Source organism: Pseudomonas sp. PDM16 (genome assembly GCF_014851865.1).
In the GTDB taxonomy this organism is placed as follows: Bacteria; Pseudomonadota; Gammaproteobacteria; order Pseudomonadales; family Pseudomonadaceae; genus Aquipseudomonas.
The window spans coordinates 147,482-161,499 of record NZ_JACVAM010000003.1 but is presented as its reverse complement, the minus strand read 5'-3'; the positions used below and the strand labels follow the sequence as shown (position 1 = coordinate 161,499).

Genomic DNA, 14,018 nt, shown 5'->3' with positions numbered 1-14,018 from the left:
CAGAAAAACGCTGAGGTCTACACTCTCGGCACTTTTCATCCACTGGAGAACGTCCATGATCAAGTCCCGTGCCGCCGTCGCGTTCGGCCCCAACCAGCCGCTCAAGATCGTCGAAGTGGACGTCGCTCCGCCGAAGGCCGGCGAAGTGCTGGTGCGCATCGTCGCCACCGGCGTGTGCCACACCGACGCCTACACCCTGTCCGGTGCCGATTCCGAGGGCGTGTTCCCCTCGATCCTCGGCCATGAAGGTGGCGGTATCGTCGAGGCGGTGGGTGAAGGCGTGACCTCGGTGCAGGTCGGCGACCACGTGATCCCGCTGTACACGGCTGAGTGCCGCGAGTGCAAATTCTGCAAATCCGGCAAGACCAACCTGTGCCAGAAGGTGCGCGCCACCCAGGGCAAAGGCCTGATGCCGGACGGCACCAGCCGCTTCAGCTACAACGGTGAGCCGATCTACCACTACATGGGCTGCTCGACTTTCTCCGAGTACACCGTGCTGCCGGAAATCTCCCTGGCGGTGATCCCGAAAGACGCGCCGCTGGAGAAGGTCTGCCTGCTCGGCTGCGGCGTCACCACCGGCATCGGCGCCGTGCTCAACACCGCCAAGGTGGAGGAGGGCGCCACCGTGGCCATCTTCGGCCTGGGCGGCATCGGCCTGGCGGCGATCATCGGCGCCAAGATGGCCAAGGCCAGCCGCATCATTGCGGTCGACATCAACCCGGCCAAGTTCGACGTGGCCCGCGAGCTGGGCGCGACCGACTTCGTCAATCCGAAGGACCACGCCAAGCCGATCCAGGAAGTCATCGTCGAGATGACCGACGGCGGCGTCGACTACAGCTTCGAGTGCGTCGGCAACGTGCAGCTGATGCGCGCCGCGCTGGAATGCGCGCACAAGGGTTGGGGCGAGAGCGTGATCATTGGTGTGGCCGGCGCCGGCGAGGAGATCAGCACCCGTCCGTTCCAGCTGGTGACCGGGCGCGTCTGGCGCGGTTCGGCCTTCGGTGGCGTCAAGGGACGTACCGAGCTGCCGAGCTACGTGGAAAAGTCGCAGAAGGGTGAGATCCCGCTGGACACCTTCATCACTCACACCATGGGCCTGGACGAGATCAACAGCGCCTTCGACCTGATGCACGAAGGCAAGAGCATCCGCACCGTCATTCATTACTGATGAGAGCTGCACGGCCTGCTGGTCGTGCGGTTTTTTCGTAGGGTGCGCCGTGCGCACCGCTAGCCACTGGTGCGCACGGCGCACCCTACGGGATGGTCATGACTCTCGAGATCGTATCCAGCAACAAAAGCTTTGGCGGCTGGCACAAGCGCTACAAGCACCGCTCAACCTCGCTCAACTGCGACATGGTGTTCGCCGTGTATCTGCCGCCGCAGGCGGAGCAGAGCGCCAAGCTGCCGGTGCTGTACTGGCTGAGCGGCCTGACCTGCACCGACGAGAACTTCATGCAGAAGGCCGGCGCGCAGAAGCTGGCCGCCGAGCTCGGCCTGATCATCGTCGCCCCGGACACCAGCCCGCGCGGCGAAGGTGTGCCGGACGACGTCAACAAGGCCTGGGACTTCGGTCTCGGGGCTGGCTTCTACCTCAACGCCACCCAGGAGCCCTGGGCGCGCCACTACCGCATGTACGACTACGTGGTGCAGGAGCTGCCAGCGCTGATCGAGGCCAACTTCCCGGTCACTGACAAGCGCGGCATCGCCGGCCACTCCATGGGCGGCCACGGTGCGCTGATCTGCGCGCTGAAGAATCCGGGGCGCTACCAGTCGGTCTCGGCGTTTTCGCCGATCACCAACCCGCTCAATTGCCCCTGGGGCGAGAAGGCGCTCTCCAACTACCTGGGCGACGACCGTTCGCGCTGGCGCGAGTGGGACGCCTGCGTGCTGTTGGCCGAGGCGAGCGAGAAACTGCCGATCCTGGTCGATCAGGGCGACCGCGACGACTTCCTCGAAGTCCAGCTCAAGCCCCAGGCCCTGCAGGCCGCGGCCAAGGTCGCCGAGCATCCGCTGACCTTGCGCATGCAGCCGGGCTACGACCACAGCTACTACTTCATCGCCAGCTTCATCGACGATCACCTGCGCCACCATGCGGCAGCGCTGCGCTGATCGATGAGCCCGCGCGAAGGTCTCGGGCTGGTTCTGCTGCTGGGTGCTGTGGCATTGGCGCCCTTTGCCTGGTGGCTGAGCCGAGGCTGGCTGTTCGTCGCCTTGGCGCTGGTGGGTATCGGCGGGCCGCTGTTCTTTACCGCGCGCCGAGCACGGCGCATGGCGCAGGCGGATGATCGCTCGGGGCCGCTGGTGCTCGGTGAGGCCAGGGGCTTTGCCGGACATCGCGCCTTCGACGAATCCGCCGACGACTGAAGTCCTGGATGAGAAGGGTTCGCGGGGGGCTGGCCTGCGGTAGAATCGCGCCCTGATTTTTTCTAGGCCAGGTTTTCATGAGCAGCCCTATGCGTATCGGTCACGGCTACGACGTTCATCGCTTCGGCGAGGGCGACTTCATTACCCTCGGCGGCGTGCGCATCCCGCATAAGTTCGGCCTGATCGCCCATTCCGATGGCGACGTGCTGTTGCATGCCCTCAGCGATGCTCTGCTCGGCGCCTGCGCCCTGGGCGATATCGGCAAGCACTTCCCTGACACCGACCCGACCTTCAAGGGCGCCGACAGCCGCGCGCTGCTGCGCCATGTGCTCGGCCTGATCCATGCCAAGGGCTATGTGGTCGGTAATGTCGACGCCACCATCGTCGCCCAGGCGCCGAAGATGGCGCCGCATATCGAGAGCATGCGCGGCCTGATCGCCGAGGACCTGCAGGTGGTGCTGGACGCGGTCAACGTCAAGGCCACCACCACCGAGAAGCTCGGTTTCACCGGTCGTGAGGAAGGCATCGCGGTTCACGCCGTGGCGCTGTTGGTAAAAGCATGACCGAGCTGGAACTGCTGGGCCCGCGCGCCCATGGCGAGGCCTGTGGCCAGGCCGTGCTCAAGGCTACTGCCGAGGACTTTCAGGTCGACGAGGTGCTGGATATTCCGCTGTCCGGCAATGGTGAGCATCTGTGGCTGTGGGTGGAGAAGCGTGGCCTCAATACCGAGGAAGCGGCGCGCCGCCTGGCCCGTGCGGCAGGAGTTTCGCAGCGCAATATCAGCTACGCCGGACTGAAGGATCGCCAGGCGCTGACCCGCCAGTGGTTCAGCCTGCACCTGCCGGGCAAGGCCGATCCCGATCTGTCCGCCGCCGAAGGAGAGACCCTGGCCATCCTTAAGATAGTGCGCCACTCGCGCAAACTGCAGCGCGGCGCGCATTCGGCCAACGGTTTCACTCTGCGCCTGACCGGCCTCAAGGCCGATCGCGAGGTTTTGGAGCAGCGCCTGCAGCGCATTCTTGAGCAGGGCGTGCCCAACTACTACGGCCTGCAGCGCTTCGGCTGGCAGGGCGGCAACGTGGCTGATGCGCGCGCCTTCGCCGAACGCAGCGAGCTGCCGGAACAGCGCAACACCCGTTCGCGGCTGCTCTCGTCGGCGCGCAGCTATCTGTTCAATCGTGCCTTGGCGGCGCGCGTGGCGGACGGCAGCTGGAACCAGGCGCGGGTCGGCGACCTGCTGGCTTTCACCGACAGCCGCAGCTTCTTCATGGCCGGTGAGGCCGAGACCAGTGACCCGCGCCTGGCGATTCTCGACCTGCATCCGACCGGCCCGCTGTGGGGCGAAGGCGCATCGTCGGCCGAGGGTTTGGCGCAGGAGTTGGAGCAAGAACTGGCTGCCGCCGAACCGGCGTTGGTCGCCTGGCTGGCGAAGGCGGGCATGGCGCACGAACGGCGCATCCTGCGCCTCCCCATCGCCGGGCTGACGTGGCATTATCCGGAGCCTGAGATAGTGCAACTGCAATTCGTCCTGCCGGCCGGTTGCTTCGCCACCGCCGTGGTGCGCGAACTGGTCGACCTTCTGCCGGCAGGGCAGACGGACTCTCCATGCGAATTCTGATTTCCAACGACGACGGCGTGATGGCACCCGGCATCGCCGCGCTGCATGACGCGCTGCGCGACTACGCCGAGTGCGTGGTCATCGCCCCCAGCGAAGACAAGAGCGGTGCCAGCAGCTCGCTGACCCTGGACCGCCCGCTGCACCCGGCGCCGCTGCCCAATGGCTTCATCGCCCTTAACGGTACGCCCACCGACTGCGTGCACCTGGGGCTCAACGCCTTGCTCGACCCGGTGCCGGACATGGTGGTCTCGGGCATCAACCTGGGCGCCAACCTCGGCGATGACGTGCTGTATTCCGGCACCGTGGCTGCGGCGCTCGAAGGGCGTTTCCTGAGCAAGCCGGCCTTCGCCTTCTCGCTGGTCTCGCGCCGTACCGACAACCTGGCCACTGCCGCCTATTTCGCTCGCAAGCTGGTGGAAGCGCACGACCGGCTCGACCTGCCGCCGCGCACCGTGCTCAACGTCAACGTGCCCAACCTGCCGCTGGAGCATATCCGTGGCGTGCAGCTGACCCGCCTCGGCCATCGCGCGCGCGCCGCCGCGCCGGTCAAGCAGGTCAACCCACGGGGCAAGGAGGGCTACTGGATCTCCGTCTCCGGCGATGCCGAGGACGGCGGCCCGGGCACCGACTTCCATGCGGTGATGCAGGGCTTCGTCTCGATCACTCCGCTACAGCTGGACCGCACCTTCCACGAGGCCTTCGAGGGTCTCGATGGCTGGCTGGAGGGCCTGCTCTAATGCGCGGCCAGGATCACCTGCAGCGCCAGGGTGTCGGCATGACCTCGCAGCGCACCCGCGAGCGTCTGATTGAGCGCCTGTACGAGGAAGGCCTGTCCAACCCGCACGTGCTCGAAGTTATCCGTCGCACACCGCGCCACCTGTTCGTCGACGAGGCGCTGGCCCATAGAGCCTACGAAGACACCGCGCTGCCTATCGGCCACAACCAGACCATTTCCCAGCCTTATATAGTCGGACGCATGACCGAGCTGCTGCTGGCCGGCGGTCCGCTGGACAAGGTACTGGAGATCGGCACCGGTTCCGGCTACCAGACCGCTGTACTGGCGCAACTGGTGGAGCGGGTGTTCTCGGTGGAGCGCATCCAGTCCCTGCAGGATCGCGCCAAGGAGCGCCTGGTCGAGCTCAAGCTGCGCAATGTGGTGTTCCGCTGGGGTGATGGCTGGGAGGGTTGGAATGCCCTCGGTCCGTACAACGGCATCATCGTCACCGCCGCCGCCGCCGAAGTGCCACAGGCGCTGCTGGATCAGCTCGCCGTTGGCGGTCGCCTGGTCATCCCGGTGGGCACCGGCGAAACCCAGGAGCTGCTGCTGATCGTGCGTGAGGAGGACGGCTACTCCCGTCACGTACTCGACCTGGTGCGCTTCGTGCCGTTGCTCAACGGCCCTCTGGCCTGAGCCGCGGCGCGTTGTTGCGGCACAGTGCCGGCGTGAAAGCTGGCGATGCCGGATAATTCCGGCACAATGCGTGGCATTACTTCCAAGAAACACCGGCAAGGGGAGCACGGGGTGAGTCTCACGAGCGGACAGCAGCGAAAGCGCCTGAAGGGCTTCGGCCTGGGGGCAGCGGTCTTCGCGGCAATACTGTCGGGCTGCACCAGCTCGCCTTCCACGCCGGTTCCGGTGGTGGATCGTACTCATGGCGGAAGCAGCGCCCCGGCTCGGCCGCAGGTCACAGGCGGGCAGTATGTCGTGCAGCGCGGCGATACGCTCTACTCGATCGCGTTTCGTTTCGGCTGGGACTGGAAGGCGCTGGCCATGCGCAACGACATTCCTGCGCCCTACACGATTCGCCCGGGGCAGCGTATCCGCTTCGATCAGTCGCAAGGCAGTGGCCCTGTGATTGCCCAACCGAGCAAGCCGCCAGTCACTAGCTCGCCGTCCCAGACCGCCTCGCGTCCACCTGTGCAGACGTCTCCGCCGGTAGTCACTCCGCCTCAGTCGAAACCTCCGGTGAGTCAGCCGCCAACTGCCACCTCGACCACACCTGCCACCCCCGGCAAGGTGCAGCAGGTGCCGCGTTCTGCACAGGGCTGGGCCTGGCCTTCCAGCGGAGTGCTGATCGGCAAGTTCTCGTCAAACGGGAGTTTGAATAAAGGAATTGATATCGCTGGAGAATTGGGCCAGCCTGTTTTGGCTGCGGCTGATGGTTCCGTTGTGTACGCCGGAAGTGGTTTACGGGGCTACGGTGAACTGGTGATCATCAAGCACAGCGATGCCTACGTAAGCGCCTACGGACACAACCGCAGGCTGCTGGTGCGGGAGGGACAGCAGGTCAAAGTCGGACAGCATATCGCCGAAATGGGATCCACGGGCACTGATCGGGTGAAGCTCCATTTTGAGATTCGCCGCCAAGGTAAACCGGTAGACCCCCTGCAATATCTGCCTCGTCGCTGACTCTGCAACCCAACCTGCTCCATGCGTGGTATGAGCGGGCTTTGGTGTTGCCAGGGAGTCTCCAGCTACTCATCAGGTGCGCAATGATCGGCGGCAGGTCGGCTGTAGGGCTGACTTGGGGGGCCGATTCTCCCTGATGTGCCACTGGATCGGGTGCCGCCAGGGCTTGTTGTCGAACTCAGCACAGGACAACAACAATGGCACTCAGCAAAGAAGCGCCGGAGTTTGACGTCGATGATGAGGTTCTCCTTATGGAGCCCGGCATCGTCCTGGAAGAACTGACAGAGGAAGCCGAGCTGTCTCTTTCCAGCGCCAAATCCAAGAACTCGACCAATACCCTCAAACAGCACAAGTACATCGACTATACGCGTGCACTCGATGCGACCCAGCTGTACCTCAACGAAATCGGCTTTTCGCCTCTGCTGACCCCGCAGGAGGAAGTGCACTTCGCGCGCCTGGCGCAGAAGGGCGATCCTGCCGGGCGTAAGCGCATGATCGAGAGCAACCTGCGCCTGGTGGTGAAGATTGCTCGCCGTTACGTCAACCGTGGCCTGTCTCTGCTGGACCTGATCGAAGAGGGCAACCTCGGTCTGATCCGCGCCGTAGAGAAGTTCGATCCGGAGCGTGGCTTCCGCTTCTCTACCTATGCCACCTGGTGGATTCGTCAGACCATCGAACGGGCGATCATGAATCAGACCCGTACGATCCGTTTGCCTATTCACGTGGTGAAGGAGCTGAACGTCTACCTGCGGGCTGCCCGTGAGCTGACCCAGAAGCTGGACCACGAGCCTTCTGCCGAAGAAATCGCCAATCTGCTGGAGAAGCCAGTGGACGAGGTCAAGCGCATGCTAGGCCTGAACGAGCGTGTTACCTCGGTGGATGTCTCCCTCGGCCCTGACTCCGACAAGACACTGCTTGATACGCTCACCGATGACCGTCCGAGTGACCCTTGCGATCTGCTGCAGGACGACGACCTGTCCGAGAGCATCGACCAGTGGCTGTCCGAGCTGACTGACAAGCAGCGGGAGGTGGTCGTGCGTCGCTTCGGGCTGCGCGGCCATGAGAGTTGCACGCTGGAGGAAGTCGGTCAGGAGATTGGCCTGACTCGCGAGCGGGTGCGACAGATCCAGGTTGAGGCCCTCAAGCGCCTGCGCGAAATCCTCGAGAAGAACGGCCTGTCCAGCGACGCACTGTTCCAGTAGCCGTCGTTTGGTTCGCGAAAAGCCCGGCACTGGCCGGGCTTTTTTATGGAGGAGAGAGACGGCTTCGATGTCGTTTGTGTAGGTGTTCGCTTACACATGGTGTAAGCGAATCCAGCGTTCATGTGCCGGTTGCGATCTATTCTTATCTGCTTGGTTATTTTAAAGCTATGAAATGTATGGTTTTTTGATTTTTTCGGGTTCGAGTGCATGTTCGTTTCGTCTGGTGCAGGGCCTTGTCCGGGAACGGGAAAACGCTAATATCAAGTCGTGCCTAGGGATGAGGCACGGGAGCCAGGATGGCAACCAGGGAGCCACCGCAGGATGCGGTTCATCAGGATGATGAAAGGATTCTCAGGGAGTAGGGAAGAAAGAGCGGGCGGGTAAAACCGCCCCTTTTTTTGCCCAGATTTCACACCCAATAAAAAGGCCGCCTCGCATTTGCAAGACGGCCTTTCTGCTTTCTGGTTACTGCCGCGAAGCTGAGAGCATTGCCGTCAGCCTTGAGGCGAATCACACCAGCGGATCGCCCACGTGGAGAATCTTCATGGTGTTGGTGCCGCCAGTGCCGTGGTAGCTATCGCCCTTGGTGAGGATCACCCAATCGCCTGGCTCGACGAAGCCGCGCTTGAGCAGCTCGTCGACTGCCGCCTGGCTGACCTTGTTGGCGGGCAGGGCGGCCGGGTCGAATGGCACGGTATACACGCCGCGGAACAGCGCCACGCGAGCTTGGGCCTCGCGGTGCGGAGTGAAGGCGAAGATCGGGATCGACGAGCGGATGCGCGACATGATCAGCGGACTGTAGCCGCTCTCGGTCAGGCTGATGATCGCCTTGACACCTGGGAAGTGGTTGGCGGTGTACATGGTGGCCAGGGCCACGCTCTCATCGCAGCGCTCGAAGGTGCGGCCGATGCGATGGCTGGAGCGCTGGCTGGTTGGGTGCTTCTCGGCGCCCAGGCAGACACGGGCCATGGCCTCCACGGCTTCCACCGGGTACTCGCCGGCGGCGCTCTCGGCCGAGAGCATCACCGCGTCGGTGTAGTCGAGCGCGGCGTTTGCCACGTCGGACACCTCAGCGCGGGTCGGCATGGGGCTGTGGATCATCGACTCCATCATCTGGGTCGCAGTGATCACCGCTTTGTTGTAGCGGCGGGCGTGGGCGATGATCTTCTTCTGGATACCGACCAGCTCGGCATCGCCGATTTCCACGGCGAGATCACCGCGAGCCACCATTACCGCGTCGCTGGCGCGGATCAGACCGTCCAGTGCGGCGTCGTCGGCCACCGCTTCGGCGCGCTCGATCTTGGCCACCAGCCAGGCATTACCCCCGGCCTCGGTGAGCAGGCGGCGGGCGTAGTCCATGTCGGCCGCATCACGCGGGAAGGACACCGCGACGTAATCCAGCTCCATCTCTGCTGCCAGCTTGATGTCGACCATGTCCTTCTCGGTCAGGGCCGGAGCGGTGAGGCCGCCACCGCGACGGTTGATACCCTTGTTGTCGGACAGCGGGCCGCCGATCAGCACGCGGCAGTGCAGTTCGTCGGCACCCTTGAGTTCCACACGCATGACCACGCGACCATCGTCCAGCAGCAACTCGTCGCCGACATCGCAGTCTTGGATCAGCGCCGGATAGTCGATACCGACGACTTCCTGGGTGCCCTCGGTGCGCGAATGACTGGAGGACAGGCGGAACACGGCGCCTTCGTCGAGCTCGATGCGTTTGTTAGTGAACTTGGCGATGCGGATCTTCGGTCCCTGCAGGTCGCCGAGCAATGCAACGTGTCGTCCGTGCTTGGCGGCCAGCTCTCGCACCAGTGCAGCGCGGGCCTTGTGATCATCGGCGGTGCCGTGGGAGAAGTTCAGGCGGGCCACGTCGATACCGGCGACTATCAGTTGCTCCAGAACCTCCGGAGAGCTACTGGCGGGGCCGAGGGTGGCGACGATCTTGGTGCGGCGCAGGGTCATGCGATAACTCCAGTTGGCATAGCGTGCGGGCGAGGCTACTACGGCCTGTCACTGTAGTCATTGTTCGCTTGCACTACCTGTCTGACGCTGCAGAAAACCCTCCTTTCGCCGATACACTGCAACAGTGGAGGATTTCATCATGCGCACCCTGATTCTGATCGTTACCCTGGCCGGCTTGATCGGCTGCACCCGAGTGTCCCTGGATCGTCACCTGGACGAGGCCTATCGGCATTACAACGCGGATGATTGCGAGAAGGCCCTGCTTGACCTTTCGCGGGCCGAGCGCGATAGCCGCTCGCGTAGCTACATCCAGCCAGAGATTTCGTTGTTGCGAGGCCAGTGTCTGGAGCGACAGAACCTGTTCGTCGATGCAGCGCAGACCTACGAGTTCATCATCAGTCGCTACCCGGCCAGCGAGTATGCCTATCGTGCGCGTGCCAGGCTGGAGACATTGCGCCAGCTCGGGCATCATCGGGCGGCCGAAGCGGCCAAGGCCTCGCCGGCGTCGCTGTGACGCCAGGCTCGCCAGTCGGCCGTTGCCCAACGAGGAAGGGTGGCTAAAGCCAATCGAAGGAGGAGCCCTATGCGCCATCTGATTCTTGTCGCCTTGCTGGTGCCGAGCCTGGCCACTGCAGAGATCTATCGCTGGACGGATGCCCAAGGGCGTGTGCACTTCGGTGAGAAACCCGGAACCAGCGAAGCCGAGCAGGTCGAAGTCAAACCCCAGGTGGTAGAGCGCGATGATGCTACCCGCCAACGGGAGGAGCGTACACGACAGTTCTACGATGCCCGTCGCGAAGAGAAGGCAACCTCCGATGCTCGCGCGAGCCAGGCAAGGGCGGAACGTGCCCAGGAATGCAGGAAGCTGCGTGACAGCCTGGCGAGGATTCAGGAGGGCGGGCGATATTTTCGACGTGATGAAAAGGGTGAGCGCACCTACTACAGCGACGAGCAAGTAGAAGCTGCTCGCGGCCGTCTGTCGTCTCGCATCGCCGAGCGATGCGGCTGAGTCTGGTCGAGTAGCCGCCTAGCAGCCATACTCGAATCCCGTCCATAGCGATTGGCCACCATGCACATTCAGCGCCGCATCGAACGCCACCAGTTACCCTACTACTTGAAAGTGTTCAACCGGATCACCGACAAGCCCATGGGCTATATCGGCAACATCTCGCTGGATGGGCTGATGTTGATCAGTCAGTATCCCATGCTGGTCAATGGTCGTTTCGACATGCGTCTCAAGGTGCCCGGCCGCGATGGACGTATCCACAATGTGGATTTTGCCGCCACCTGTCAGTGGAGCCGCGAGGACGTGACTCCGGGCACCTACGACTCGGGCTTCTCTCTGGTCGCGCCGCCGTCCGAATATGTCGAGATGGTCGACGCCCTGCGCAGCTACTTCAGCTTTCATCCCCTGGCCGCTTCGGCCTGACTGATATCTCCATACTCCCGCCGCCAACCCTCAGGCGATCGATGGCAGGATAATCTCGTCACTACGACGGATACCGGCTGTCATCTCTCGGCACAGTTCGAGAAATTCGCGCATGGCGGCGGTCTGGTACTTCTGTCGGTGCCAGATGAAGTAGAACTGGCGGGTGAGGTCCAGCTCCGGCGTCTCCACTGGTACGAGGCTACCGCGGCGGAAGGCGTCGCGCAGGGCCAGACGCGAGATGCAGCCGATTCCCAGACCCGACTCCACCGCGCGCTTGATCGCCTCGGTATGTTCCAGCTCCAGGCGGATATTCAGCTGCGCCGGATGATGACGCATGGCCTGGTCGAAAGTCAGTCGGGTGCCCGAACCTTGTTCGCGTAGAATCCAGGCCTCGCGGCTGAGTTCCTCCAGTGTTGCCGTGCCACGCTCTGCCAGCGGGTGGCGAGGGGCGCAAAACACTACCAGCTCGTCCTCGACCCAGGGTTGCACTTCTATATCCGGGTGCTGGCAATCGCCCTCGATCAGCCCCAGATCCAGCTCGTAGTGGGCGACCTGCTGCACCACGTTGGCAGTGTTCTGTACATGCAGTTTGAGACGGCACTCCGGATGGCGCTGCATGAAGTTGCCGATGAGTAGGGTGGCGAGGTAGTTGCCGACCGTGAGGGTGGCACCCAGCTCCAACAGGCCGAAGCCGGTCTTGCCGCTGAGCAAGCGCTCCATCTCCTTGGCCTGGTCGAGCAGGGCCACGGCCTGCGGTAGTAACTGGCGCCCAAGGGCGTTGAGCGAGAGGCGCTTGCCGGCTCGATCGAATAGCTGGCAGTCGGACTGTCGCTCCAGCTCGCTGAGAGAAGTGCTCGCGGCTGACTGCGACAAGGCCAGCGATTCCGCGGCGCGGGACACGCTTTCCTGCTTGGCTACGGCGACGAAGACTTCCAGCTGTCTGAGAGTGAATCGCATATCTATATAACCAATAATCGTTATCTTGATAATTCGCTTAACAGATATTGTGGCTGCCATTAGAATGGCGCGCAACGCTGCCGGCCCGGCAGACGATTGCCCCATGAAAGCGACAAGCATTGACCTGACTCAAACAGGTCGAGCGCGCCATCCGGCAATCTGGACTCCGAGACTTTTGAGGACACATCGCATGAGCAACATGAACTCGGAACGCGTACTCAGTGTGCACCACTGGAACGACACCCTGTTCAGCTTCAAGTGCACCCGCGACCCGGGCCTGCGCTTCGAGAACGGCCAGTTCGTGATGATCGGCTTGCAGCAGCCCAACGGCCGCCCTTTGATGCGTGCCTACTCGATAGCCAGCCCTAACTGGGAAGAGCATCTGGAGTTCTTCAGCATCAAGGTGCCGGATGGTCCGTTGACCTCGCAGCTGCAGCACCTCAAGGAAGGTGACGAGATCATCATCAGCAAGAAGCCTACCGGCACGCTGGTACTCGATGACCTCAATCCGGGCAAGCACCTGTACCTGCTCAGCACCGGCACCGGTCTGGCGCCTTTCATGAGCGTCATCCAGGACCCTGAAACCTACGAGCGCTTCGAGAAGGTGATTCTGGTTCACGGTGTGCGCTATGTGAACGAGGTCGCTTACCGCGAGTTCATCACCGAGCACCTGCCGAACAACGAGTTTTTCGGCGATGCTCTGAAGAACAAGCTGATCTACTACCCGACCGTGACCCGCGAGCCGTTCGAGAATCAGGGCCGCCTGACCGATCTGATGCGCAGCGGCAAGCTGTTCGAGGACATCGGTCTGCCGCCGATCAACCCGCAGGACGACCGTGCCATGATCTGCGGCAGTCCGAGCATGCTCGATGAGACCAGCGAAGTGCTCGACAGCTTCGGTCTGAAGATATCCGCGCGCATGCGCGAGCCGGGTGATTACCTGATCGAGCGCGCTTTCGTCGAGAAATAAGCGCCAGTCGCTCCACGCACAGACCCGCCTTCCGGCGGGTTTGTCGTTTCTAGGCCGCTACCACTTCCAGCACTCGGATGCGGCCGGGCTCCGGATAGTGCCATCGCACCTGCACGTCCCACAGCAGCACGCCGTAGCGTCGCCCCGGTTCCGGTACCTGATAGGCCGGGCGAGGGTCCTGGGCCAGGCACTGCTCGATCAACTCTACCAGCGGCTCACCCAGGCGCAGGGCATGGCTGCGGGCCTGTTGCAGGGCGGTGTCCTGCCACTCCAGCTTTACCTGTGGTGGCGGGGCATCGGCGATATGGTTGAAGGCATCGGGCACCTGATCGGCGTAGGGCACATAGGGCTTGATATCCAGTACCGGAGTGTCGTCCAGCAGGTCGATTCCGGATAGCCACAGGCGCCCAGGCTCGACCCTTTCCAGCTTCACTACCGACTGGCCGATACCATTGGGGCGATGCGTGGCGCGGGTGGCGAACACGCCCATAGTGGCGTTGCCGCCCAGACGCGGCGGGCGCACCTTGAGCCGCGGCTTGTCCTCCAGCGCCCGGTGGAAGAGAAACAGCAGCCAGACATGGCTGACCTGCTCCAGTCCCTCGATGGCCTCGGCTCGGTCGAAGGGCGGCACCAGCTCCAGTACGCCGCGGGCGGCGGGGGCCAGTTGCGGCTGGCGCGGGATGGCGAACTTCTCCTTGAAACAGGAGTGCAGGAAGCCGATAGGCTTGATGGTGTGCTGCATAAACTTTCTAGAGGCGTGGGTAGCGAGGGCGAATGATATCGCTCCAGTTAATCAGTTGCTGCGCTTGCTCTCTATCTTGATCAGGCGATTGGCTTGCAGTCGAAGGAAATAGAGCATGCCATTCTTCGGTCCGTAGACCCACTCCTCCAGCGGGACTTCGCTGACGAAGCCGTACTGATCGACCACTTCACGGTAGCCAAGGAAGTCACGGCTGACGGGGTCGCCACATTTGGCCTGCACCTGGCTAGCCGTATCGTACAGGCTGATGAGCTTGCTGCCGCAGCGCAGCGTGGAACCGGCCATGGCTGGCATGACCCAGATCATGCAAAGCGCCGGGAGCAGGTACCTCAAGAACATGTATTTT

17 protein-coding genes are annotated in these 14,018 nt (G+C 63.0%); 13 read left to right on the top strand and 4 right to left on the bottom strand.

The genetic code is table 11. The annotated features are described in order from the left end of the window. The first annotated feature begins 55 nt into the window (after positions 1–55). The 9 genes from IB234_RS12705 (at position 56) to rpoS (ending at position 7,594) form a co-directional block, all read left to right on the top strand. Entirely contained in the window at positions 56–1,168 is a 1,113-nt protein-coding gene (locus IB234_RS12705; protein ID WP_192318131.1) for an S-(hydroxymethyl)glutathione dehydrogenase/class III alcohol dehydrogenase, read from the top strand. Positions 1,169–1,266: 98 nt separating this feature from the next. Beyond that, positions 1,267–2,109: an S-formylglutathione hydrolase gene (gene fghA, locus IB234_RS12700; protein ID WP_412547921.1), complete on the top strand. Its 843-nt coding sequence runs from the start codon at positions 1,267–1,269 to the stop codon at positions 2,107–2,109. A 3-nt stretch (positions 2,110–2,112) separates the two neighbouring features. Beyond that, positions 2,113–2,364, top strand: a complete 252-nt coding sequence (locus IB234_RS12695) for a hypothetical protein (protein ID WP_192318127.1) — start codon at positions 2,113–2,115, stop codon at positions 2,362–2,364. Positions 2,365–2,453: 89 nt separating this feature from the next. Continuing rightward, positions 2,454–2,927, top strand: coding sequence for a 2-C-methyl-D-erythritol 2,4-cyclodiphosphate synthase (ispF, locus tag IB234_RS12690; protein WP_192318125.1), 474 nt, complete (start codon positions 2,454–2,456; stop codon positions 2,925–2,927). Further along, positions 2,924–3,982 carry a tRNA pseudouridine(13) synthase TruD gene (truD, locus tag IB234_RS12685; RefSeq protein ID WP_192318123.1) on the top strand — a complete coding sequence of 353 codons (1,059 nt, stop codon included), beginning with the start codon at positions 2,924–2,926 and terminating at the stop codon, positions 3,980–3,982. The genes ispF and truD overlap by 4 nt, the downstream gene beginning before the upstream one ends. Further along, entirely contained in the window at positions 3,970–4,719 is a 750-nt protein-coding gene (surE, locus tag IB234_RS12680; protein WP_192318121.1) for a 5'/3'-nucleotidase SurE, read from the top strand. The genes truD and surE overlap by 13 nt, the downstream gene beginning before the upstream one ends. Before the next feature lie 38 nt (positions 4,720–4,757). Further along, entirely contained in the window at positions 4,758–5,393 is a 636-nt protein-coding gene (locus IB234_RS12675; RefSeq protein WP_192319077.1) for a protein-L-isoaspartate(D-aspartate) O-methyltransferase, read from the top strand. A 111-nt stretch (positions 5,394–5,504) separates the two neighbouring features. Beyond that, positions 5,505–6,392, top strand: a complete 888-nt coding sequence (locus IB234_RS12670) for a peptidoglycan DD-metalloendopeptidase family protein (protein WP_318652010.1) — start codon at positions 5,505–5,507, stop codon at positions 6,390–6,392. Between the two features lie 197 nt (positions 6,393–6,589). Beyond that, positions 6,590–7,594, top strand: coding sequence for an RNA polymerase sigma factor RpoS (rpoS, locus tag IB234_RS12665; RefSeq protein ID WP_192318119.1), 1,005 nt, complete (start codon positions 6,590–6,592; stop codon positions 7,592–7,594). Between the two features lie 510 nt (positions 7,595–8,104). Here the strand turns inward: rpoS and pyk are convergent. After that, on the bottom strand, positions 8,105–9,556 hold the full coding sequence (gene pyk / locus IB234_RS12660) for a pyruvate kinase (protein WP_192318117.1): 1,452 nt from the start codon (positions 9,554–9,556) through the stop codon (positions 8,105–8,107). Positions 9,557–9,695: 139 nt separating this feature from the next. Here pyk and IB234_RS12655 point away from each other — a divergent pair, with 139 nt between their 5' ends. From IB234_RS12655 to IB234_RS12645, 3 genes are all read left to right on the top strand, one after another. Beyond that, positions 9,696–10,070 carry a tetratricopeptide repeat protein gene (locus IB234_RS12655; RefSeq protein WP_192318114.1) on the top strand — a complete coding sequence of 125 codons (375 nt, stop codon included), beginning with the start codon at positions 9,696–9,698 and terminating at the stop codon, positions 10,068–10,070. 69 nt (positions 10,071–10,139) lie between these two features. Continuing rightward, entirely contained in the window at positions 10,140–10,565 is a 426-nt protein-coding gene (locus IB234_RS12650; protein WP_192318112.1) for a DUF4124 domain-containing protein, read from the top strand. 60 nt (positions 10,566–10,625) lie between these two features. Then, positions 10,626–10,985 (top strand): PilZ domain-containing protein, encoded by a 360-nt coding sequence (locus tag IB234_RS12645; protein ID WP_192318109.1) that lies wholly within the window; start codon positions 10,626–10,628, stop codon positions 10,983–10,985. Between the two features lie 30 nt (positions 10,986–11,015). Here IB234_RS12645 and IB234_RS12640 read toward each other — a convergent pair whose 3' ends face one another. Beyond that, positions 11,016–11,942 carry a LysR family transcriptional regulator gene (locus IB234_RS12640; protein WP_192318107.1) on the bottom strand — a complete coding sequence of 309 codons (927 nt, stop codon included), beginning with the start codon at positions 11,940–11,942 and terminating at the stop codon, positions 11,016–11,018. Positions 11,943–12,132: 190 nt separating this feature from the next. Between IB234_RS12640 and fpr the strand changes: the two genes are divergently transcribed. Further along, positions 12,133–12,912: a ferredoxin-NADP reductase gene (fpr, locus tag IB234_RS12635; protein ID WP_192318105.1), complete on the top strand. Its 780-nt coding sequence runs from the start codon at positions 12,133–12,135 to the stop codon at positions 12,910–12,912. Between the two features lie 49 nt (positions 12,913–12,961). Here fpr and tsaA read toward each other — a convergent pair whose 3' ends face one another. Both tsaA and IB234_RS12625 read right to left on the bottom strand, forming a co-directional pair. Beyond that, positions 12,962–13,654: a tRNA (N6-threonylcarbamoyladenosine(37)-N6)-methyltransferase TrmO gene (gene tsaA, locus IB234_RS12630; protein WP_192318103.1), complete on the bottom strand. Its 693-nt coding sequence runs from the start codon at positions 13,652–13,654 to the stop codon at positions 12,962–12,964. 51 nt (positions 13,655–13,705) lie between these two features. After that, complete coding sequence (locus IB234_RS12625; protein WP_225580566.1) at positions 13,706–13,978, bottom strand: DUF2845 domain-containing protein; 273 nt, start codon at positions 13,976–13,978, stop codon at positions 13,706–13,708. Between the last annotated feature and the right edge of the window lie 40 nt (positions 13,979–14,018).

Excerpts from the sequence above, each read along its gene's own strand:
- IB234_RS12645 (WP_192318109.1), top strand. The coding sequence starts at position 10,626 with ATGCACATTCAGCGCCGCATCGAACGCCACCAGTTACCCTACTACTTG.
- surE (WP_192318121.1), top strand. The coding sequence starts at position 3,970 with ATGCGAATTCTGATTTCCAACGACGACGGCGTGATGGCACCCGGCATC.
- ispF (WP_192318125.1), top strand. The coding sequence starts at position 2,454 with ATGCGTATCGGTCACGGCTACGACGTTCATCGCTTCGGCGAGGGCGAC.
- IB234_RS12705 (WP_192318131.1), top strand. The coding sequence starts at position 56 with ATGATCAAGTCCCGTGCCGCCGTCGCGTTCGGCCCCAACCAGCCGCTC.
- IB234_RS12640 (WP_192318107.1), bottom strand. The coding sequence starts at position 11,942 with ATGCGATTCACTCTCAGACAGCTGGAAGTCTTCGTCGCCGTAGCCAAG.
- truD (WP_192318123.1), top strand. The coding sequence starts at position 2,924 with ATGACCGAGCTGGAACTGCTGGGCCCGCGCGCCCATGGCGAGGCCTGT.
- tsaA (WP_192318103.1), bottom strand. The coding sequence starts at position 13,654 with ATGCAGCACACCATCAAGCCTATCGGCTTCCTGCACTCCTGTTTCAAG.
- IB234_RS12675 (WP_192319077.1), top strand. The coding sequence starts at position 4,758 with ATGACCTCGCAGCGCACCCGCGAGCGTCTGATTGAGCGCCTGTACGAG.
- fghA (WP_412547921.1), top strand. The coding sequence starts at position 1,267 with ATGACTCTCGAGATCGTATCCAGCAACAAAAGCTTTGGCGGCTGGCAC.
- IB234_RS12650 (WP_192318112.1), top strand. The coding sequence starts at position 10,140 with ATGCGCCATCTGATTCTTGTCGCCTTGCTGGTGCCGAGCCTGGCCACT.
- IB234_RS12655 (WP_192318114.1), top strand. The coding sequence starts at position 9,696 with ATGCGCACCCTGATTCTGATCGTTACCCTGGCCGGCTTGATCGGCTGC.
- IB234_RS12695 (WP_192318127.1), top strand. The coding sequence starts at position 2,113 with ATGAGCCCGCGCGAAGGTCTCGGGCTGGTTCTGCTGCTGGGTGCTGTG.
- IB234_RS12625 (WP_225580566.1), bottom strand. The coding sequence starts at position 13,978 with ATGATCTGGGTCATGCCAGCCATGGCCGGTTCCACGCTGCGCTGCGGC.
- pyk (WP_192318117.1), bottom strand. The coding sequence starts at position 9,556 with ATGACCCTGCGCCGCACCAAGATCGTCGCCACCCTCGGCCCCGCCAGT.
- fpr (WP_192318105.1), top strand. The coding sequence starts at position 12,133 with ATGAGCAACATGAACTCGGAACGCGTACTCAGTGTGCACCACTGGAAC.
- rpoS (WP_192318119.1), top strand. The coding sequence starts at position 6,590 with ATGGCACTCAGCAAAGAAGCGCCGGAGTTTGACGTCGATGATGAGGTT.